This is a genomic window from Aliirhizobium wenxiniae (assembly GCF_014201355.1).
Classification (GTDB): Bacteria; Pseudomonadota; Alphaproteobacteria; order Rhizobiales; family Rhizobiaceae; genus Neorhizobium; species Neorhizobium wenxiniae.
The window spans coordinates 600,395-620,212 of the sequence record NZ_JACHEG010000002.1 but is presented as its reverse complement, the minus strand read 5'-3'; the positions used below and the strand labels follow the sequence as shown (position 1 = coordinate 620,212).

Annotated in this window: 16 protein-coding genes; 8 read left to right on the top strand and 8 right to left on the bottom strand. The window is 59.0% G+C overall.

What is annotated here, in order from left to right; genetic code table 11:
* Positions 1–264 precede the first annotated feature (264 nt).
* The gene (locus HNQ72_RS11040; RefSeq protein ID WP_244654396.1) at positions 265–1,242 is read left to right on the top strand and encodes a GNAT family N-acetyltransferase; all 978 of its coding nucleotides are present in this window, start codon (positions 265–267) and stop codon (positions 1,240–1,242) included.
* Complete coding sequence (locus tag HNQ72_RS11035) at positions 1,239–2,606, top strand: virulence factor family protein (RefSeq protein ID WP_183992306.1); 1,368 nt, start codon at positions 1,239–1,241, stop codon at positions 2,604–2,606. The genes HNQ72_RS11040 and HNQ72_RS11035 overlap by 4 nt, the downstream gene beginning before the upstream one ends.
* A 54-nt stretch (positions 2,607–2,660) precedes the next feature.
* On the opposite strand, the gene HNQ72_RS11030 is transcribed toward HNQ72_RS11035, so the two are convergent.
* The 5 genes from HNQ72_RS11030 to betC form a co-directional block, all read right to left on the bottom strand.
* Positions 2,661–3,020, bottom strand: a complete 360-nt coding sequence (locus HNQ72_RS11030) for a hypothetical protein (protein WP_183992305.1) — start codon at positions 3,018–3,020, stop codon at positions 2,661–2,663.
* A gap of 29 nt (positions 3,021–3,049) precedes the next feature.
* A complete protein-coding gene (locus tag HNQ72_RS11025) occupies positions 3,050–4,609 on the bottom strand; it encodes a S8 family peptidase (protein ID WP_183992304.1) in 1,560 nt (519 codons plus the stop codon).
* Positions 4,610–4,702: 93 nt separating this feature from the next.
* Entirely contained in the window at positions 4,703–6,352 is a 1,650-nt protein-coding gene (gene betA, locus HNQ72_RS11020; RefSeq protein WP_183992303.1) for a choline dehydrogenase, read from the bottom strand.
* An 81-nt stretch (positions 6,353–6,433) separates the two neighbouring features.
* Positions 6,434–7,897: a betaine-aldehyde dehydrogenase gene (betB, locus tag HNQ72_RS11015; RefSeq protein WP_183992302.1), complete on the bottom strand. Its 1,464-nt coding sequence runs from the start codon at positions 7,895–7,897 to the stop codon at positions 6,434–6,436.
* 24 nt (positions 7,898–7,921) lie between these two features.
* A complete protein-coding gene (gene betC / locus HNQ72_RS11010; protein ID WP_183992301.1) occupies positions 7,922–9,439 on the bottom strand; it encodes a choline-sulfatase in 1,518 nt (505 codons plus the stop codon).
* A gap of 549 nt (positions 9,440–9,988) precedes the next feature.
* On the opposite strand from betC, the gene HNQ72_RS11005 reads away from it, so the two are divergent.
* The 3 genes from HNQ72_RS11005 to HNQ72_RS10995 all read left to right on the top strand — a co-directional run bounded on the left by HNQ72_RS11005 (position 9,989) and on the right by HNQ72_RS10995 (position 13,630).
* On the top strand, positions 9,989–11,794 hold the full coding sequence (locus HNQ72_RS11005; protein WP_183992300.1) for a bifunctional diguanylate cyclase/phosphodiesterase: 1,806 nt from the start codon (positions 9,989–9,991) through the stop codon (positions 11,792–11,794).
* A 78-nt stretch (positions 11,795–11,872) separates the two neighbouring features.
* A complete protein-coding gene (locus tag HNQ72_RS11000; protein ID WP_183992299.1) occupies positions 11,873–12,889 on the top strand; it encodes an NAD(P)H-quinone oxidoreductase in 1,017 nt (338 codons plus the stop codon).
* Between the two features lie 594 nt (positions 12,890–13,483).
* Positions 13,484–13,630, top strand: a complete 147-nt coding sequence (locus HNQ72_RS10995; protein WP_148144014.1) for a DUF1127 domain-containing protein — start codon at positions 13,484–13,486, stop codon at positions 13,628–13,630.
* Between the two features lie 78 nt (positions 13,631–13,708).
* Here the strand turns inward: HNQ72_RS10995 and HNQ72_RS10990 are convergent, their stop codons facing one another.
* Positions 13,709–14,446, bottom strand: coding sequence for a DUF3750 domain-containing protein (locus tag HNQ72_RS10990; RefSeq protein WP_183992298.1), 738 nt, complete (start codon positions 14,444–14,446; stop codon positions 13,709–13,711).
* Between the two features lie 91 nt (positions 14,447–14,537).
* On the opposite strand from HNQ72_RS10990, the gene HNQ72_RS10985 reads away from it, so the two are divergent.
* The 3 genes from HNQ72_RS10985 (at position 14,538) to HNQ72_RS10975 (ending at position 17,507) form a co-directional block, all read left to right on the top strand.
* Complete coding sequence (locus HNQ72_RS10985) at positions 14,538–15,545, top strand: asparaginase (protein ID WP_183992297.1); 1,008 nt, start codon at positions 14,538–14,540, stop codon at positions 15,543–15,545.
* 78 nt (positions 15,546–15,623) lie between these two features.
* Positions 15,624–16,247 carry a glutathione S-transferase family protein gene (locus tag HNQ72_RS10980; protein ID WP_183992296.1) on the top strand — a complete coding sequence of 208 codons (624 nt, stop codon included), beginning with the start codon at positions 15,624–15,626 and terminating at the stop codon, positions 16,245–16,247.
* Between the two features lie 369 nt (positions 16,248–16,616).
* Positions 16,617–17,507 (top strand): LysR substrate-binding domain-containing protein, encoded by an 891-nt coding sequence (locus HNQ72_RS10975; RefSeq protein ID WP_183992295.1) that lies wholly within the window; start codon positions 16,617–16,619, stop codon positions 17,505–17,507.
* A 2-nt stretch (positions 17,508–17,509) separates the two neighbouring features.
* On the opposite strand, the gene HNQ72_RS10970 is transcribed toward HNQ72_RS10975, so the two are convergent.
* Positions 17,510–18,163, bottom strand: coding sequence for a glutathione S-transferase family protein (locus tag HNQ72_RS10970; RefSeq protein ID WP_183992294.1), 654 nt, complete (start codon positions 18,161–18,163; stop codon positions 17,510–17,512).
* Between the two features lie 245 nt (positions 18,164–18,408).
* Complete coding sequence (locus tag HNQ72_RS10965) at positions 18,409–19,782, bottom strand: TIGR03808 family TAT-translocated repetitive protein (RefSeq protein ID WP_183992293.1); 1,374 nt, start codon at positions 19,780–19,782, stop codon at positions 18,409–18,411.
* Positions 19,783–19,818 lie beyond the last annotated feature (36 nt).

Genomic DNA, 19,818 nt, shown 5'->3' with positions numbered 1-19,818 from the left:
TGTCGCAGCCGCTACATCTTTAAGGCGTAAGATTCGATAAATAGAAATACGCTAAGGCAATTGCGGTTCAACGTCTTTAATAGGCTTAAAATGTCGGCGCATGTCGATGAAACCTGCCAACCGAAGCAGCATGAGCTGCTATCCCCACCTGTAGTCGATACAGTTTCGGCATCCCGTCAGCCATTGTTCGGGCGCTTTTTGCGCGGCGCTGGCCAGGCGCAATCCAGAGGGCGCACCCTTCGGCAAGGCCCTCCGCCGGAAGATATGGCGAAGGCGCTGGCCATCCTTGCAAACCAGCCGAATGCCAGCGCTGGGCTTGTTCGGCTTGGAGACAAGCAGATCCTGTTTTCCGATTGCGAGCAGGCTTTTGTCATGTATGCCCGGCACGGCCATTCGCTGGTCGCGCTGTTCGATCCTGTCGGCCCGCAGGAACTGTGGCCGGACCTGCTTGAAAAGTTCATGGCGACAGCGCGTCATCAAGGCAGCCGACCGGTCTTCTATCAGGTTTCGAAAGCTTTCCTGCCGCACGCCTTCGACTGCGGCCTGCGTCCTTACAAGCTCGGCGAGCAGGCAGTGGTAGATCTGACCCGTTTCGACCTCAAGGGCGGTGCCTGGCTGAAACTGCGCCGCTCGATCAATCGCGCCGAACGCGACGGGCTGGAATTCTCCATGCTTTCACCCGATGAGGTGCCCGAGGTCATAGACGAACTGCTCTCGGTTTCGCGTGCCTGGCTTGCCTCGCACAATGCCTCTGAGAAGGGCTTTTCGCTCGGCACATTCGACCTCGCCTATGTCAAGGCATGCCCGGTGGCGATCATCCGCTTGGAAGGGCGCATCGTCGCTTTTGCAAACATTCTCGAAGCCGGCCAGCATGGCGATGCCTTCATCGACCTTATGCGTCACATTCCCGAGACGCATCGCGGCATGATGGATCTGCTTTTCGTGCGCATTATGGAGCATATGAAGGCGCGGGGTTTCCGCACGCTCAATCTCGGCATGGCGCCTCTCGCGGGCCTGGCCGATCATCACTATGCGCCGCTGTGGAACCGGCTCGGCCGGGAGATCTTCGAATTCGGCGAGCGTTTCTATAATTTCCGCGGCGTGCAGGCTTTCAAGTCGAAGTTCGATCCGGTCTGGCAGCCGCGTTATCTCGTCGTTTCTGGCCGCGGTCTTCCGCTCACTTCCATCTTCGATGTGACGATGCTGATCGGCGGCGGGTTGCGCGGGATCTTGCGCCGATGAGGGCTTTGCCGGTTATCGTTGCAGCGCTCACGCTGGTTGCCGGTGCCGTTGAACTCTATCACACGCAGTTCGCCCAGAATGAAATCGTCAGCCTGCCGACCTCCCGCATCAGCGATCCGCAGGTGGAGGAAAAAGGCATCGTCGTGCTTCTGTCGGATGCCGATGGCTGGGGCAGCGAGGAAGACCGCATGTCGGATGCGCTGACAGCCGATGGTGCTGTGGTCGTCGGCGTCGATCTGCCCGACTATTACGCCGGGCTTGGCGAAGAGAAGCGCGACTGCCTCTATCTCGTCTCCGATATCGAGGAACTGAGCCGCCAGATCCATCGCGACCGGGATATGACGACCTATCGCGCTCCACTGGTGGCAGGCATCGGCGCCGGCGGATCACTGGCTCTGGCGATTGCCGCCCAGACACCGTTCTCCACCATCGGCGCAACGCTGGCGGTCGACCCGGATCCGTCGATCGCCCTGTCGAAAATACTCTGCACGCCAGCGCCGAAAAATCATGTCGATGGCGGTATGCGCTATGGCCTGACCGAAGGCGAGCTGCCGAACAATATCGATGTCGTATTCACGCCGGAAGCCGCCAGGGCGGGGCGCGAGCATGTCGAAGATCTGAAACGCACCCACCCCGACATTGAGGTGATTGCGGATGACGAGGCGTCCGAGGAAGCTTTGCTTGCGGTTTCACGCAGCGTGATGACAGCCGCTGAGACCAACGGTTCTCCGCTGGACCTTCCGATCGTGCCGATCGAGACCGTGCCGCGCCGCAATACCATGGCGATCATTTATTCCGGTGATGGCGGCTGGCGTGATATCGACCAGAAACTTGCGGCACATCTGAAAGATGAAGGAATCCCGGTCGTCGGCGTCGACGCCCTGCGCTATTTCTGGAACGAAAAGACGCCGGCACAGACAGCAACCGATCTTTCCCGCATCATCGCCACCTACCGCCAGCGCTGGAATGTCGAGAATGTCGTTCTGATCGGCTATTCCTTCGGCGCTAATATTCTGCCTGCCACTTACCGGCTGTTGCCGAAAGATGACCAGGATACAGTTCGCCTCATGTCGCTGCTTGCACTGTCGCATCAGGCCGATTTCGAAATCGCCGTCACCGGATGGCTCGGTTACGCCGGTGTGGGCAAGCATGGCGACCCGGTGGATGACTTAAGAGCGATCGAGCCTCTTAAGATCCAGTGTGTCTACGGGATTGAGGAAGAAGATACGGCCTGCCCGGATTTGGGTGAAATCCAGGGAGTCGACATACAGCCGCGCAAAGGCGGACATCATTTCGACGGCGATTACCGCGCGCTCAATCAACTGATCGTTGATCGACTGAGCCAGCTTCTGTCAGTGATGTGACTTTGAAATTTGGTTGTCACCACGGCAAGCGAAACCGAAAGATCGCGACGTGTTTTAGATCGCCGCGAAGCTTGCTTCGTTGGGCAGGAGATCGACCTGCTGTCCATCGAACAGGTCCGAATGTTCGCCGATCGCCTGTTCCCAGGCCGCTGCGGGTCCCTGGGCGATCAGTTGCAGTGAACCGTTCATGGGGTTGACGACCTTCAGTCCGAGCGGCTCATAGGCATTCAAGGCATTGATGACCGGTGCCTTGGCGCGCGAAGATACCTCCCGCAACGCCGCCTTGCGGGCCATGATGTCCGAAATCTCTCGAGCCTGCGACATTTCCTGATCGGCATTCACCTCGACGATGAAAACGATCGAGTCCTGTGGCGACGAGTTCGAAACGATGTTCCTGACTCTGGCATTCAGCATGGTCAGTCCTTTCGATGGAAGAGCCAGCGTCATGGCAGCAGGCCTTCCAGGTCAATGCAGCCACGCCCCACTCTTGGGGCAATGTTGGCCCAATTTTGATTACATCTAGTAAACTCCATCAGCGTTTCCGTCAAACGTCGAGGCTGGCCGGTGAGTTCCGGATACTTCTCAAGAATGAGCGCCAAAGCTGATGAAATACACGGCGCCGAGAGCGAGCTGCCGTTCATGGAGGCGTAGCCGCCACCGGCGAGAGCACTGTGTATATCCACGCCCGGTCCTACGATATTCGGTTTGCTCGGAGCTTGCCGCGCTGCATCGCCGTAGGAATACCCCCAGTCGCTGAAGGGGGCGACGCGGTCGTCCCTGTCGATCGCCCCGACGGCGACGACATGCTCAAGCTTGGCGGGAAAGCAATGGTTGCCCATGCCCAGATTGCCGTTGTTGCCGATTGCTGCCACGACCACCGCACCCTGGTCGGCAGCATTGCCGATCGCTTTGTAAAGGCTGCGGATATCCTCTCGGGTCAGGTGTCGTGTGCCGAGCGATGCGTTGACGATCTGGACGCCGTCGCCATGAGGGCCGGCTTCGTTGACGAGCCAGTTCAGACCGCCAAGCAACTGGGCAAAATAACCTCGCAATGCCCCGTTCTCCGACTGCTCCGTCAGCACGGCCGCAACCGAGAGATGGACCTGCGGTGATATGCCGGCGTTCTGGCCGGCGCATATGCTTGCCACATGTGTTCCGTGGCTGCCGAAATCCCGCGGGCTCGCGCCCGGCACCTCGACGCCGTTGAGGTCGAACTGCCGGTAGACGATATGGTCGCCTGTCCTATGCGAAAATTCCGGATGATCGACATCTATGCCTGTATCCAGAAGGCCGATGGAGATGCCGTTGCCTTGGTATGCCTGGGGAAGTGCGCCTCCATTGGGAAGAATGCGACGGTGCCAGAAGTCGGGTGGAGTTTGCAACTCCTGGATTTCCGGCGGCCGCACCAGGATTTCCGAGTTCGGAACGACCTCGACGCCCTGTTCCTCGAGGATATCGATCATCGGTTGTTCCAGTCGAGGCAGGATCACTGCTCCCAGGGCTTCGAGATAGACCCCGCGCAGAAACAGTCGATCGCCGCGGCTCACCCGCGCAACCGCCGGCAAAGCCTGCCGATAGGTGTTGGAGGCGTTGATGAGATCCAATGTCGTTTGCGATCGGGACGTCATCGCCAAATGCATCAGCCGCCGCAATTGTTTGCGGGAATCTGTCTCGCTCGTGTGCGGAAAGGTGATTTTGTTTTCCGAACCCGGGCTGGCCTTGTCGCTCTGTTCGTCCAGATAACGATTGTCCGGAAGAAGAATGATCACGGACGATTTGGGAGAAACCTCGATATCCGCAGCAAGCCCGCTGATCTCCCTTCGGCTGTACTGCGCAAGCGACTGGATACCGCGCTTGTTCTTATAAAGGCGGATCCAGCGCCGCCTGAGATCTCGCCGGTGGCGTTTTCCTGCAAAACCGCCGCTTCCGCGCCAGACGGACGACTGCTTTTCAAGCGCACGCACAAACTCTTCCGGCGCCAGCGCCAGGATCTTGCCCATCATGATTCGCCCCCAACTTTTGCCTGAGGCGAGAATATTACCGCTATTTAAGATTGCGACAATTTCTTGCGCAACCAAAGGGTGATGCAGGTTGCATCAGCGGTCGCTGAGCACCGCACGCGGATTGACCCAGGGTTCCTGATTGCTCCGGGGCAGGGGGATTTTTCCGAGGATATGATCCGCCGCCTTCTCGCCGGTCATGATCGAAGGTCCGTTGAGATTGCCATATGTGATGTGCGGGAAGATCGAACTGTCCGCGACGCGCAAGCTTTCCACTCCGATGACCCGGCATTCTGCATCGACGACAGCATGTCTGTCGTCAGCGCTTCCCATCCGGCAGGTGCCGCAGGGATGGTAGGCGCTTTCCAGATGTTCGCGCAGGAAAGCGTCGATCTCGTCATCCGACTGCAGGTTTTCGCCGGGCTGGATTTCCGGTCCGCGATAGTCGTCAAATGCTTTCTGGTTGAAAATTTCGCGCGTCAGCCGCACGCAATGACGAAATTTGATCCAGTCTTCCTCATGGCTCATGTAGTTGAAGCGAATGACCGGATCATCCTTCGGATCCGCCGAACGAAGGGTGACGTTGCCACGCGATTTGGAAAGATTGTAGCCGACATGCGCCTGAAAGCCGTGGCTCTTGGCGGCAGCTTTCCCGTCGTAGGAAATCGCCACCGGCAGGAAATGATACTGGATATCCGGCTGCTTCAACCCGGCTTGCGAGCGCAGGAAGGCGCAGGCTTCGAACTGGTTGGAGGCGCCAAGGCCACCCTTGGACAGCACCCATTGCGCCCCCGCCACCCCCTGCCAGAACCACGGCAGCCAGGAGTAGAGCGAAACCGGCTTGGTCGAGACCTGCTGGAAATAGAATTCCATATGGTCCTGCAGATTGGCGCCGACGCCTGGTCGGTCAACCTTCACCTCGATCCCCATGTCCTTCAAATGCGACGCCGGCCCGATGCCTGACAGCATCAGAAGCTTTGGCGAGTTGAACGACGAGGCCGCCACGATCACCTCGCGGTTGGCTTTGATGACTTCCGGCACGCCGCGCCGCAACACCTCGACACCGGTCGCCCGTCCATTCTCGATGACGATCTTCTGCGCCAGACCATAGACGATCTCGACATTCTTCCGCTTCATCGCTGGCCGCAGATAGGCATTGGCGGCAGACCAGCGGCGGCCCTGATGGATCGTCTGTTCCATCAGCCCGAAACCTTCCTGTTTCGAGCCGTTATAATCCTCCGTCGTTTCGAAGCCGGCCTCGGCACCGGCCCTGATGAAGGCATGAAAGAGCGGGTTCTTCACCGGCCCGCGCTGCACATGCAAAGGCCCGTCAGTACCACGCCAGCCTTCTTCTCCCCCATGGCTGTGCTCCATCCGCTTGAAGTAAGGCAGCACGTCGGCATAGGACCAGTCTCGCGCGCCAAGCTCCTCCCAGCGGTTGTAATCCTCCGCATGGCCGCGCACGTAAACCAGCCCGTTGATCGAGGATGAACCGCCCAGAACCTTGCCGCGCGGCGCGGTGATGCGGCGGTTATTGAGGTTTGGCTCGGGTTCGGAAAGATAACCCCAATTGTACCGCTTCATGCTCATCGGCCATGCCAGCGCTGCCGGCATCTGGATGAACGGGCCATAGTCCGACCCACCCGCCTCGATGACGATCACCGAATACCGGCCATCCTCCGAGAGACGGTAAGCCATGGCAGACCCTGCCGAGCCGGAACCGATGATGACGAAATCTGCCTGCATGTCAGTTCGCTCCGCGTGGTTTATTGGAGATGGCCGGCAGGCCAGAGAGTGCCGCTTGCTCCAAGGCCACCCAACGCGCCATCAATACGGCGCCTCGACCTTGCCCATTCCCACATAAACCGTCTTCAGCTCGGAATAATGCTCCAGCGCCGCAAGCGAGTTTTCCCGTCCGAAACCGGATTGTTTCGATCCACCGAAGGGAATTTCCACCGGGCAGAGATTGTAGGTGTTGATCCACAAGGTCCCGGCCTCAAGTTGGTCCACCACCCGGTGCCCGCGCGAAAGGTCGGCGGTGAATACCCCCGCCGACAGGCCGAATTCGGTGGCGTTCGCCCGCGCGATCACCTCGTCCTCGTCGTCGAAATCCAGCACACACATCACCGGGCCAAAAATCTCTTCCCGCGCAATGGTCATCTCGTCGGTCACATCGGCAAATACGGTCGGCTGGATATAATAACCTTCACCGGTCACGTCGTTCGGAATGCCGCCACCGGTCAGAACGGTCGCCCCCTCGGCCTTGCCCTTGTCGATATAGCTCAAGACCTTCTGGCGCTGGTCAAACGAGATCAGCGGCCCCATCTGTGTCGCCTCATCCATGGGCTCGCCGATGGTGATCTTTTCTGTCCGCTCCTTCAGCCGCGACAGGAACTGGTCCTTCACCTTGCGCTGCACGAAAACGCGGGTGCCGTTGGAGCAGACCTGACCGGTCGAATAGAAATTGCCGAGCATCGCCCCGCCGATGGCCGAGTCGATATCGGCATCGTCGAACACGATCAGCGGCGATTTCCCGCCAAGCTCCATCGTCACATGCTTGAGCTGGCCGGCAGCCGCTGACGCCACCTTGCGGCCGGTCGGCACCGAACCGGTGAGCGAAACCTTGGCGACATCGGGATGATTGACGAGCAGCGGCCCGGTCGTGCGGTCACCCTGGATGACGTTATAGAGCCCTTTCGGCAGCCCGGCCTCGATCAGGATCTCGGCGATCTTCAACGCTCCGAGCGGCGTATTTTCCGACGGCTTGAACACCATCGCATTGCCGGCGGCGAGCGCCGGAGCGCCCTTCCAGCAGGCGATCTGCTGCGGATAGTTCCACGCGCCGATACCGACGCAGACGCCGAGCGGCACCCGTTTCGTATAGGCAAAATCACCGCCGAGCGGGATATATTGGCCATTCATTCCGGCTGCGATCACGCCGCCGAAAAATTCGAAACTATCCGCCCCCGAGGTCGGGTCGGCGACGATCGTCTCCTGGATCGGTTTGCCGGTATCGAGCGTTTCGAGTTCCGAGAGCTCGCGGTTCCTCTCGCGCATGATTTCGGCGGCGCGTTTCAGGACGCGGCCCCGGGCGGTCGGGCTCATTGCCGCCCATTCCGGCTGGGCGCGTTTGGCCGCTGCGATCGCTTTTTCGACAATCGCCGGCGTTGCCGCATGCAGCCTTGCGATCACCTCGCCGGTGGCGGGGTAAAGGCTCTCGATGACGCTGCCTGTGGTATCCTCCACATATTCGCCATCGATGAAGTGGCTGGCTTTCGGCTGTGCTTTCATTCTTTTGTCTCCGCCCAATGTACCTTACTCCCCACGGGGATAGCGCTTGGACTCTTCCAGATTGTCGAGGTTCATGTGGTTGCGCATGTAGCGCTCGGAGGCCTTCTGCAAAGGCTGGTGATCCCACGGATAATAGGCGCCGTTGCGCAGTGCTTCATACACCACCCAGCGCCGCGCCTGGCTTTCCCGCACGGCGGCGTCGAAGCCCGCCATGTCCCATTTGGCATCCCGTTTGCTGCGAAATCCTTCAAGAACCTTTGCATGAGCCGGGTCGCCGGCAAGGTTCGTGAGCTCCTTCGGATCGGCTTCAAGATCGAAAAGCTGCTCGGGATCGAGTTCGCAATGGATATATTTCCACTTGCCCTCGCGAATGCCGACGAGCGGCGCATAGGACGCTTCGGCCGCATATTCCATCAGCACCGACGAGGTCCGTTCACCGCCATCGATCACCGGCTTCAGGCTCTCGCCATCCGTCCACGGCGCAATCTCGGAGATCGATATCCCGGCAAGGTCGCAAAGCGTCGGCGTCACGTCGAGGTTGGAAACGGGAGCTTTGTGCAGGGCAGGGGCGATACCCGGTCCCGCCACCATCAGCGGCACACGGGCGGAGCCTTCGAAGAAGTTCATCTTGAACCACAATCCGCGCTCGCCAAGCATGTCGCCATGGTCGGAACAGAACAGGATGAAGGTGTTATCGAGCATCCGGGTGCGGGTCAGCGTATCGATCAACTCGCCAACCTTCTCGTCGATATAGGAGATGTTGGCGAAATAGGCCTGACGCGAGCGGCGCACATTGTCCTCGGTAATGTCGAAGCTCGCATAATCGCAGGATTTCAGGATGCGCTGCGAATGCGGATCCTGGCTCTCCAGCATGCCGACGTCCGGCATGAGATACTCGCAGTCGTTATAGAGATCCCAGAACTTTTTCCGCGCCACGTAAGGGTCGTGCGGATGGGTAAACGAGACCGTCAGCGCCCAGGGTCGACGGTCGGCGTCATCGTTCTCGCGCGCCAGATGATAGAGCTTCTGGTTGGCGAGGAAGGCGACCTCGTCATCATATTCCATCTGGTTGGAAATCTCGGCGACACCTGCACCGGTCACCGATCCCATATTGTGATACCACCAGTCGATCCGCTCGCCCGGCTTGCGATAATCGGGCGTCCAGCCGAAATCGGCCGGATAGATATCGGTCGTCAGCCGCTCCTCAAAGCCGTGCAATTGGTCGGGGCCGACGAAATGCATTTTTCCCGAAAGTGCCGTGTAATAACCGGCGCGGCGCAGATGGTGCGCATAGGTCGGGATCGACGACACATATTCCGCGGCATTGTCGTAAACCTGCGTCCGGCTCGGCAATTGCCCGGCCATGAAGGATGCGCGAGCAGGGGCGCAAAGCGGCGAGGACGTGTAGTTGTTGGCAAACCGCGCCGAGCGCGCGGCAAGTGCTTTCATGTGCGGCGCATGCAGCCACTTCGCGGGTCCATCGGGAAACAGCGTGCCGTTCAGCTGGTCGACCATGATGATAAGAAAATTCGGGCGGTACATGATCGCGGCAGGACCTCTGTAGGCAGGAATGGCAATGTAAGGAGTTATTTTCGATCTTGTTTTCGATCAAGTGATGATTGCGAAACGCGCTATCCCAAATGCGTAGAGCGCATTGAACGCGCCCGGCCACCCAATCATGCAGCCTGATCCGCGCGATTGACGCTACCAAGTGCCGCAGCGGATTTGGATATTCAACAGAAATGCAGCTAGCGTTTGCCGTCAGTGTGATCGCGGCATTTGCCGGTCTCGTCATTGCGTCCGGCTGGCCGGTTAACAGCTTGGCAGTGCTTGGTATTTCCTAAAGTTGGACATGATTGTCCAAGACTGGGCAACCTTCGCGCCGGCACTTGCCGCACACTATCCAAACATCGGAAAACCCTCTTAATTCATTGAATTTTAAGCAAATACCGGAAGGTCGTCACAAAACCTTCATGCGATTTTCATAGAGGAGCAACGGATTGTTGACGGGTAGCGCTGCAACCTGCGCAACGTCATTTAAGGCCTTTTTTCGAGCATTTCGAAAAGCGCTCGTGCAGTGGAGTAATGCGTATGTCGTCTGCGGCTGTTCTCGAACCGGGTGTTGTCCGGCGATATGCAGGCGACCAGCTTGTTACCCTCGGAAAACTGGTTCTCGAAAACGCCTTCCAGCCGATTGTCGAAGTGGCGACAGGATCGGTCTTCGGTTACGAATCGCTGTTGCGTGGCCATGAACGGATCGGCTTTTCCTCTCCGCCGGAATTGCTCGACGAGGCGCAGCAGGCAGGCCAGCTTCTGGCGCTGGAGCAGATGATGTCCGGCCGCGCGCTCGCCAAATTCGCGACGCTTCCCGACTATTCGTCAGCCACGCTTTTCCTCAATCTCGATGTCCGGCTGATCCGTCAGGGGCATGAATTCCTCGAAAGAGTGCTGCACCATTTGCGTGCGGCCGAGATCGCGCCGTCTTCGGTCTGTTTCGAATTCTCCGAACGCTTCGACAATACCAGCGTACCGGAGTTTGCCGATCTGGTGGCCGATATGCGCAAGGCGGGCTTCAAGCTCGCCATCGACGATTTCGGTGTGGGTCACGGCGAGATGAAGCTGCTTTGTGACTTCCCCGTCGACTACCTCAAGATCGACCGGCATTTCGTGTCCGATATCGACCGCAATCCGCGCAAGCGCCATCTGGTCAAGAATATCGTCAACATCGCCCATACGCTCGGTATCCGGGTCATCGCCGAGGGCATCGAGACGGAATCCGAATTCCTGGCCTGCCGCGAATATGGTGTCGATCTCGTTCAGGGCTATTTCATCGCCAAGCCGACAACCTTCCTGACCGAACTGCAGCCGGCCTTTCCGCATCTTGCCGATATCGGCCGTGCGCGCCGTTCCAGCCAGTCGCTGGACGAGATCCTCATCCGCAAGCAGATCGAAAGACTGCCGACGGTTTTCGAGAATGACGCGATCGACTCGGTCTTCGAACTCTTCCGGCGTAATCCGCGCCAGGCATTCTTTCCGGTCCTGAACGCCAATGGTGAACCGCGTGGCGTCATCAACGAATACCACCTGAAGGAATTCATCTATCAGCCATTCGGTCGCGACCTTCTGAAGAACAAGGTCTATGAACGCTCGATCGCTCACTTCGTCGAGCGCGCTCCGATCATTGGGCTGGATGCCGAGGCGGAAGAGCTGATGAGCCTGTTTGCCAACATGGAAAACAGCGCCTGCGTCATCCTCACCGAAAACATGCGTTATGCCGGCGTCGTTTCGGCCGCATCGCTCATCAAGGTGGTGAACGAGAAGCAGCTGAAGATCGCGCAGGATCAGAACCCGCTGACCAGCCTGCCGGGTAACCGTGCTGTACGCGATTTCATGCAGGAAGCTGGCCGCGACGACGAGGAAAGCCGCTTTTTCTGCTATTGCGACTTCGATAATTTCAAGCCGTTCAACGATCACTACGGTTTCCAGAAGGGCGACCACGCGATCTCGCTGTTTGCCGCGCTGATGAAGCGTTACTTCTTCTCGGAGGGTGACTTCCTTGGCCATATCGGCGGCGACGACTTCTTCATCGGCGTTCGCGATTGGACACGCGAGGAGCTGGACGAAATCCTCGAGCGCCTGCTGTCGGATTTTCACGGCGATGTGATCGAGCTTTATTCCGAAGAAGAACGAGCTTCCGGCAGGATTCGCGGCCATGACCGCTCGGGCCGCGAGCGGGACTTCCCGCTGCTGCGCTGCTCTATCGGCGTTCTGGAGCTGCCCAAGGGCCTGCTTCTCGATGATATCGGCCGCATTAGCGTCGAGATCGCATCGGTCAAGGCAACCGCCAAGGAGAGCGAAGGCGGTCTCGTCTTCTCGTCCTTTGGTGAGACAAAGTGACCGGCCACATCCGCCGGTCCCTTTCTAAGGCAGAGGTCGTGTCCTAAGTCAGTGCTCTCATGCTGACAGGAGACTTTTATGCCGCTTCCCAATGAGATGCGTTTCATCGATCTGCCGTCCTTCGGTTCCCCCGACGTGATGGTGGTGGCCCGCGGGCCGCTGCCGAAACCGCGTCCCGGCGAAATTCTGGTCAAGGTCGAGGCGGCGGGCGTCAATCGCCCCGATGTGGCGCAGCGTCAGGGCAATTATCCAGCGCCCAAGGATGCAAGCCCGATCCTCGGCCTGGAGATTGCCGGCGAAGTCGTGGCTCTCGGAGAAGGTGTTTCGGAATATTCGTTAGGCGACAAGGTCTGCGCATTGGCGAATGGCGGCGGTTATGCCGAATATTGCGCAGTGCCGGCCGGCCAGGCTCTGCCTTGGCCGAAGGGCTATGATGCGGTCAAGGCGGCTGCCGTGCCGGAAACCTTCTTCACCGTCTGGGCCAATCTCTTCCAGATGGCCGGCCTGACGGAAGGTGAGAGCGTGCTGATCCATGGTGGCTCAAGCGGTATCGGCACGACCGCAATCCAGCTTGCCAAGGCCTTCGGCGCAACCGTCTATGCAACGGCCGGATCGAAGGAAAAATGCGACGCCTGCGAAAAGCTCGGCGCCACGAGAGCGATCGACTACAAGTCGGAAGATTTTACCGAAGTCATCAAGACAGAGACTGAAGGTCAGGGCGTCGATGTCGTGCTCGACATGATCGGGGCGGCTTATTTCGAGAAGAACCTCTCCGTGCTGGCCAAGGATGGCTGCCTGTCGATCATAGCTTTCTTAGGGGGAGCCAAGACTGACGCCATCGATCTGAGACCCATCATGGTCAAGCGCCTGACGGTGACCGGTTCGACCATGCGGCCGCGCACCGCCGACGAAAAGCGCGCCATTCGCGATGATCTCGTCACCGAAGTCTGGCCGCTGCTGGAACAGGGCGATATCGCCCCGGTCATCCATTCGGTGTTGAACTTCGATCAGGTAGCGCAAGCCCACAAGCTGATGGAAACGAGCAGCCATATCGGCAAGATTGTTTTGAGGATAGGGGAAGGAAAGGCGGCTTGAAGGAATCACAATCCGGTTCAGGCATGCGAATGTTAAGCCGGGATCGGTGATTTTGCAAAGCACTTATATTCGCGCAGCGTTACATAACTTGCCTTGCAAGACATGCGTAAGACACCTACCTTCTAGTCATCGTCAACGTAGTGAAAGGAAGGTGATCCAATGTCTAATGAGATTTCGGTCTGCGTAACGGGCAATGGAAAGGTGGCGGTCTTGACGGGGCAGCCCTCGGCCTGAACCACATCTTCCTTCGGACTGTCGAGAGACGGGCCGGGTTCGTTGAACGGACCAGATTTCATGGAAGGGTCGCCTCGGCGGCCCTTTTCCTTTTCTGCGACAGGCACACAAGCGCGGCATGGCCTCGGCGACACTTCGCAAAATGCATGCGCGTTTTTTAAGCTTAATTCTTTCAGCTATGCCTATTTTTGGCGCGTTCGCTTTGACCGAGATCACAAAAATACCTGCTCATTTGGCAGGGGTGTGCTGCTAATTGATTGCTACTTCAAGACGGTCTTCGCGCGTATAACAAACGCATCGAAACAAGAGGGCGCCACGAACCGGCCGCCGTTTCGAAAAGCCCAGGAAAGGGGGACCATCATGAACGTGAAACGCACTTTGACGAATTGGCGCAACTACCGTCGGACGGTTGCCGAACTGGAGCGGATGACGACGCGCGAACTGGCAGATCTCGGGATCACCCAATACGAGATCCGCAGCTTCGCTCGGACCGCCCACGGTTTCTGATCGAAAAACAGGCAAATACTTCGATGAAAACGCCCGCCATGACGCGGGCGTTTTGCTTTTGTGGGATTGCCCGCCGGATCAGATGCCTATCCGCCCGAGTGCCGGTATCTTGATCCCGGGCCGGGCAAGATCGAAGCCCGCGACAAGTCCGAGAAAATGCACTTCCAGACCGCTGCGCTGGCCGACAGAGAAACCGGCAAGTCCACGCAGCGTTACATGAAGGTCGCGCCTGTCTTCGTCCAGATGAACGAACTCACCGTTCGGCAGGTAATCACGCCCCACCGCATGCGGCGGCAGTACGGCGCCGATCTCCGGCACGGTTCGCAGTACATAGGCAACGAATGTATTGGAATTCGGGCCGGGCCAGATCGTGTATCCGCCCGGCTCGGCATAAGGGTAGGCGGCGATCGCGCCTTCTATCTTCGGGATCAATAACTCGGCCTTTGATCCCGTGACCGTCGCGACCAGCTGCGGTTCGTTCGAATACCAGTAGGCATCCGGCGCCCGATGGTTGCGCCGGATCGGCGATCCCCAGCCGACCTTGTCGTAGCGGGTATAGGCCGAAGCGCCCTTTTCCTTGGTGACGATCCAGGCATGGCTCGCAACGGAGCCTTTCAGGCCACCCGTCATCGCGGAGAAGATATAGATCGCCGCATCCTTGTTGTCCTCGGGCTTGGGCAGGATGCCCGCCGATGTCCACCGCGCCGCACTCCACCCGGATGGGTGATCCTTCATTGCCCAAAGCCCCGCAGACGCGAAGGTCGGCAGCAGGTAGACGATGAAGATGACGATCAGCAGACGTTTTACCGATTTCATAAGCATTTCCCGTGCAAGTCTTCCGCGAACAGGATAAGAGCCTGCCACCAATCTCTTGTTGCCATAGAAGCCAGCAAAATCAGGACAGACCATGCAAAATCCCGTTACCGTTGAAGTGACCCGCGGTTCTTCCGTCGAGAGCCGTCACAGAGGATTGGGTGTGGTTGTCGATGGAAGCGGAAAGACCGTGTTTTCCTTCGGCGATGCAGAGGCCGGCGTCTTCCCGCGTTCCTCCTGCAAGGCCATGCAGGCGCTGCCTCTGATCGAGAGCGGTGCTGCGGATGCTTACGGTTTCGGCAATGCTGAACTCGCCTTCGCCTGCGCTTCGCATTCCGGCGAGGACCGCCATGTCGAAATGGCGGCATCCATGCTGAAGAAAGCGGGCCGCGATGTGTCCGCGCTCGAATGCGGCGCACATTGGTCGTCCGATCAGGCAACCCTCATTCACCAGGCCCGCACCATCGACCAGCCGACGGCGCTGCATAACAACTGCTCTGGCAAACATTCCGGTTTCGTCTGCACCTGCGTTCATTCCGGTACGCCGCTCGAAGGTTATGTCGGTTACGATCATCCGCTGCAGCGGGAAATCCGCGATGTCATGCAGAGCCTGACGGGCGCGGTGCTGGGCGCGGACAATTGCGGCACGGATGGCTGCTCCATCCCGACCTATGCCGTGCCGCTCAAGGGACTGGCCCATGGTTTCGCGAAAATGCTGACTGGCGAAGGGCTTGCCACATCGCGTGCCAAGGCGTCACGCCGCCTGATCGATGCCTGCATGGCCGAGCCTTTTTACGTCGCCGGCACTGACCGTGCGTGCACGAAGCTGATGGAAGTGGCGCCGGGCAAGATCTTTGCCAAGACCGGTGCCGAGGGCGTCTTTGTTGCGGCACTTCCGGATCAGGGCCTCGCCATGGCGGTCAAATGCGAAGACGGCACGACCCGTGCCGCAGAAGCGATGATCTATGCGCTGATCTCCCGCTATTTCGAAAAGGGTGGAGAGGTCCAGACGAAGCTGATGGGCATGGCCAACCGCCAGATGAAGAACTGGAACGGCATGCCTGTCGGTGATGTCCGCGTAACCGACGCCATGTTCGCCTGATAGAAGCGTATCGGCATCGCTCGGCGCTGGTCTGCGTCTCCTGTCATGTTATGACTGTCGCAGATCTGGAGGATGTTGATGAACACGTTCTATTTTTCGCCCGGCAGTTGCGCGCTTGCCAGTCACATCGCACTCGCCGAATCCGGTCTGCCCTATGAAGTGAAGAGGCTGAATTTCGCCGAGGGCGAGCAGCGGTCTGAGGCCTATCTGGCGATTAATCCCAAGGGGCGTGTCCCGGCGCTTGTCACGGATAAGGGTGTGGTGACGGAAACCGTCGCCATTCTCGGTTATATCGCCCAGGCGGCGCCGGAAGCCAGGCTTGCGCCGCTTGCCGATCCCTTCCTCTTTGCCAAGATGCAGGCCTTCAACGCCTATATGGCGTCCACTGTGCACGTTGCGCATGCGCATGGCCGGCGCGGTTATCGCTGGGCCGATCAGGAAACCTCATTCGAGGACATGAAGAACAAGCTGCCGCAGGTGATGAGCGAGTGTTTCCGTCTGATCGAAGACGGCATGCTCGAAGGCCCCTATGTGCTCGGAGAACACTATTCAACCGCTGATCCCTATCTCTTTCTGATGTCCGGATGGCTGAAGAGCGACCGTGTCGAGATCGCGGATTTCCCGCGGGTACACGCACATTACCGCATGATGCTGGAACGTCCCGCCGTGCAGAAGGCATTGGCGGAAGAAAAAGCAGCCTGAAGCACAGGCCGCAACCGGTTTGCATCCCAAATTGCGCTGAAACGCTTTATGCGCAGCGCGCGAGCGGCATGCTTTCCGGTTGACCTTCGGCGTCGGCTACCATCGGTGCCGGCATCGGAAGATGGGGCATGGGCAGGTCTGCGAGCTGCAGCAGATCCATCGCCTGAATGTCGGGATGGTCCAATGGGCTCTTTTCGGCAACCTCGGTCGCCAGGCGCGATCGGATCGATCGGGCTAAGGAGTTCAAGAAAATCTTGAGGGGGTTCATTATTCACCTCGCAAATGGTGGTTTCATTTGCAGGCTGAATATGGGTTGTTCAGGGCGCTTCTACAATCGACATTCTCAGCAACTCGTTATAGATTTTCTATATGAGCAACCTGAACCTCGTTCATCTGAATGGCCTGCGGGCCGTGGAAGCCGTCGCGCGTTTGGGCTCGCTGCAGGCTGCAGCAAGCGAACTCGGCGTCTCCATCGGTGCCGTCAGCCAGCAGGTCATCAAGGCGGAGGCGCAGCTTGGCCACCCCGTCTTTCAGCGCCTGCCGAAAGGCATGGTGCCGCTCGATACCGCAAGGCCGATGCTGGCGCGACTGACGGACGGCTTCCGCAGCCTCTCGGAAGCGGTGGCGGTTGGTCGACCGCGCGATGATAAGTTGCTGACGATCTCCGTCGCACCGGTCTTCGCCGCCCGTTTCCTCGTACACCGGCTCGACCGGTTCACGGCATTGCATCCCGAGATCCGACTGCGCATCGATGCCACCACCGCCCTGGCGGATTTCGTCACCGATGGCGTGGATATCGGCATTCGTGTCGGCGCGGGAAAATGGCAGGGTGTGAATGCGGACCTGCTGTTGCCGCAGCTCGTTTTTCCCGTCTGCGCGCCTGCTCTGGCTGAGCGACTGCGCGAGCCGAAGGATATTCTCAACCTGCCGACCATCATCGATGGCCACGCCATGTTTTCCTGGGATGTCTGGCTTCGTTGCGTGGGGCTTGAGGGACGGCAGATGCAGGTCCGTCACGTCTTCAACGAAGCCTCGCTCTGTCTCGACGCAACGATAAGAGGCGAGGGCGTCATGATCGCCTGGCAGACGCTTGCCGATTATCCGCTGGCGCAGGGCAAGCTGGTTGAACCCTTTGCCACTCGCGCCGCGACCGGCTTCGGGCATTATTTCGTCACGCCCGCCGGAATTCGCCAGCCACCGAAGGTCAAGGCCTTTCATCGATGGCTGACGCAGGAGCTTGAGGCCTTGCAGCCTGAATAGTCTTACGGATTTGCCGGTTCGGCGTTCCGCTTTGCCCACATCGCCTGATAGCCCTGACGATGGGTGCAGGCCTCATACCAGGCCTTGAGCGATGGACGGTTGTCGAACAGCGGGTGATAACCGCGTGCATAACGCAGGATTTCGACGACATTGATATCCGCGGCGGTAAACCGATCGCCAACGAGATAATGTGTTGTCTCGAGATGCTTTTCGAGCGCATCGAGGGGCCGGACAAGGCAATCGGCCGCATCGTCGATCGCTGCAATGCCTTCCGGCGTGTCGCCCTTGGTTGACTGGATCTTCAGCGCATCCGTTTCGATGCTGGTTGCCGCAAACAGCGACCACTGCACCATCAGCGCTTCTTCTTCGATATTCTTCGGGCCGAGTTCGCCGCCATATTTGCGGGCGAGATAAAGCGAGATCGCGAGTGACTCATGCAGCACGAAGCCGTCGTCGTCCATCGACGGGATCGATCCCATCGGATTGACGGTAAGAAACTCGTCCGAGCGGGTATGCACGGGGCAGCCAGGGGCAGACGTGTCGGCCAAGCGATAGGCCTGGATGATCGGCACGAGCTCGAATGGCAGGCCGATTTCCTCGATCAGCCAGAGCGGCCGCGTCGCGCGAGAACGATAAACCCCGTAGATCTTCAGCATCGATATCTCCTTGATGAGTTGGCGCGAAGCTAATCAGGTTCGATGACGAACGGAAGGTCCTCCTGCGTTGGACGCCCATGAAAGTTTTCGATGGGACTAATCGTGTCGGACAATCTTAATGAGTCTCACAGGAGGCCCCACCCGGTCCTCAGCATTACGCCTCCGATCGAAATGGCGACATTACTCAAGGCCAAGGTGGCATCCGGTGAAATGGGTTTTGATGAAGACGAATTCGACCTCGATTTCTAGCTCACTCGATTGCCCTCGATCGTCAGATGCGAAAATCGCTCTGCGCCGCCCTTTGCCAGATCCCCGGTTGATGCTTCTCTCCACCGATACCCGATGATCGCGCCCCGTCTCGCACCCTGAAAGATGTTGTTGGCGATGATAGCGTCACCTGCTCCTTCCACCACGGTCACGACGCAGCCCACGCTGGCGTCGCGCACGATATTGCCGGTCGCCGTGACATTGCGCAGGTAAGGTCCGAAACCGAAAGCCAGGCCACCATAGGGCGCGTTCTCGACCACATTGCCCGTCACTGCCGTATCCGCCTCGGCACTGATGCCGACGCCGAAGATCGGGTCCTCGACCGTATAGGGGCCGACCGGGCGCAGGTTGCGCACGATGTTGTTAGCGATCGTGGCAAGTCTTCCACCCTCATTGAAGTTGACTACGGAAATGCCGTTCGCCGCGCCATCCACCAGATTGCCCGAAATCATCGCGCCTTCGAAGGAGAACTCCGCATAGATCGCCGTCTCGCCGGATGCGGTGCAGTGATTGCCCGATATCATCGCGTTCGAGGCGCTGTTGGCGCGGATCGCGGAGAAGGCCGAATCCGAAATGTGGTTTCCCGAAACGATGACGTCATCGGCGCGGTAAAGGTTGATCGCATTGCCATACTGGCCGGTGCCGCCATTACCCGCGCCGGTGCGCGAGATGCGATTGCCGGAAACGATCGTCCCATCCCGACCTTTTTCCCAACGATGAATGAGAATGCCGCCATTGGCGCAATCGGAGACGATGTTGTCGGCGACCGTGAGATTGGCGCTATTGACCGCGTAAAGCCCGTATTCGGCAGCGCGGGTCATCCGGTTGCGCGAAATCCTGCCGCCGCAAGCCTCCAGGTGCAGCCCTGTCCTGGCTCCATTCACCACGTCGCAATTTTCGATGACGAGGTCCGCCACATTGCGAAACAGCGCAAGCGCTGGCGCATCTCCGGCGGGCGCACGTCCAGCGCCATCGATGATCAGGCCTGAGAGTTCTATGTGACGAGCGTTTTCGGCCTGCAACAAGACGCCGAAGCCGGAAAGGAGCAGGCGGGTTGCTCCGGCAATCCCGATCAGGCGGGCGCCATCGGGCAGGTCTATGCCGGACATCGGATAGTCCCCGGGCGGCAGATAGACAGGCATGTTGCGCTCTGCAGCCTCAGTAAGCAGACGCTGAAGGTTGCGTCGCGTCGTTTCCCCTCCACCCGGCACGACGCCGTGGGCGTTTGCATCAATGGAGCCGCGCAACTCGCCACTGGAAATGACCGGTGATCGGCCTGCCGCCGACCGGGCAATAGCCGCAGTCGAGGCCGCTGCGACCAGCCCTGCCAACAGTCGACGTTTCGAAATCATCCAGCTTGCCTCACCGCGTCAATAAATAGTTTCCCA

Bases quoted from the DNA above. Each gene is read 5' to 3' on its own strand.
- HNQ72_RS11040 (WP_244654396.1), top strand. From the start codon at position 265: ATGGCGAAGGCGCTGGCCATCCTTGCAAACCAGCCGAATGCCAGCGCT.
- HNQ72_RS11035 (WP_183992306.1), top strand. From the start codon at position 1,239: ATGAGGGCTTTGCCGGTTATCGTTGCAGCGCTCACGCTGGTTGCCGGT.
- HNQ72_RS11030 (WP_183992305.1), bottom strand. From the start codon at position 3,020: ATGCTGAATGCCAGAGTCAGGAACATCGTTTCGAACTCGTCGCCACAG.
- HNQ72_RS11025 (WP_183992304.1), bottom strand. From the start codon at position 4,609: ATGATGGGCAAGATCCTGGCGCTGGCGCCGGAAGAGTTTGTGCGTGCG.
- betA (WP_183992303.1), bottom strand. From the start codon at position 6,352: ATGCAGGCAGATTTCGTCATCATCGGTTCCGGCTCGGCAGGGTCTGCC.
- betB (WP_183992302.1), bottom strand. From the start codon at position 7,897: ATGAAAGCACAGCCGAAAGCCAGCCACTTCATCGATGGCGAATATGTG.
- betC (WP_183992301.1), bottom strand. From the start codon at position 9,439: ATGTACCGCCCGAATTTTCTTATCATCATGGTCGACCAGCTGAACGGC.
- HNQ72_RS11005 (WP_183992300.1), top strand. From the start codon at position 9,989: ATGTCGTCTGCGGCTGTTCTCGAACCGGGTGTTGTCCGGCGATATGCA.
- HNQ72_RS11000 (WP_183992299.1), top strand. From the start codon at position 11,873: ATGCCGCTTCCCAATGAGATGCGTTTCATCGATCTGCCGTCCTTCGGT.
- HNQ72_RS10995 (WP_148144014.1), top strand. From the start codon at position 13,484: ATGAACGTGAAACGCACTTTGACGAATTGGCGCAACTACCGTCGGACG.
- HNQ72_RS10990 (WP_183992298.1), bottom strand. From the start codon at position 14,446: ATGAAATCGGTAAAACGTCTGCTGATCGTCATCTTCATCGTCTACCTG.
- HNQ72_RS10985 (WP_183992297.1), top strand. From the start codon at position 14,538: ATGCAAAATCCCGTTACCGTTGAAGTGACCCGCGGTTCTTCCGTCGAG.
- HNQ72_RS10980 (WP_183992296.1), top strand. From the start codon at position 15,624: ATGAACACGTTCTATTTTTCGCCCGGCAGTTGCGCGCTTGCCAGTCAC.
- HNQ72_RS10975 (WP_183992295.1), top strand. From the start codon at position 16,617: ATGAGCAACCTGAACCTCGTTCATCTGAATGGCCTGCGGGCCGTGGAA.
- HNQ72_RS10970 (WP_183992294.1), bottom strand. From the start codon at position 18,163: ATGCTGAAGATCTACGGGGTTTATCGTTCTCGCGCGACGCGGCCGCTC.
- HNQ72_RS10965 (WP_183992293.1), bottom strand. From the start codon at position 19,782: ATGATTTCGAAACGTCGACTGTTGGCAGGGCTGGTCGCAGCGGCCTCG.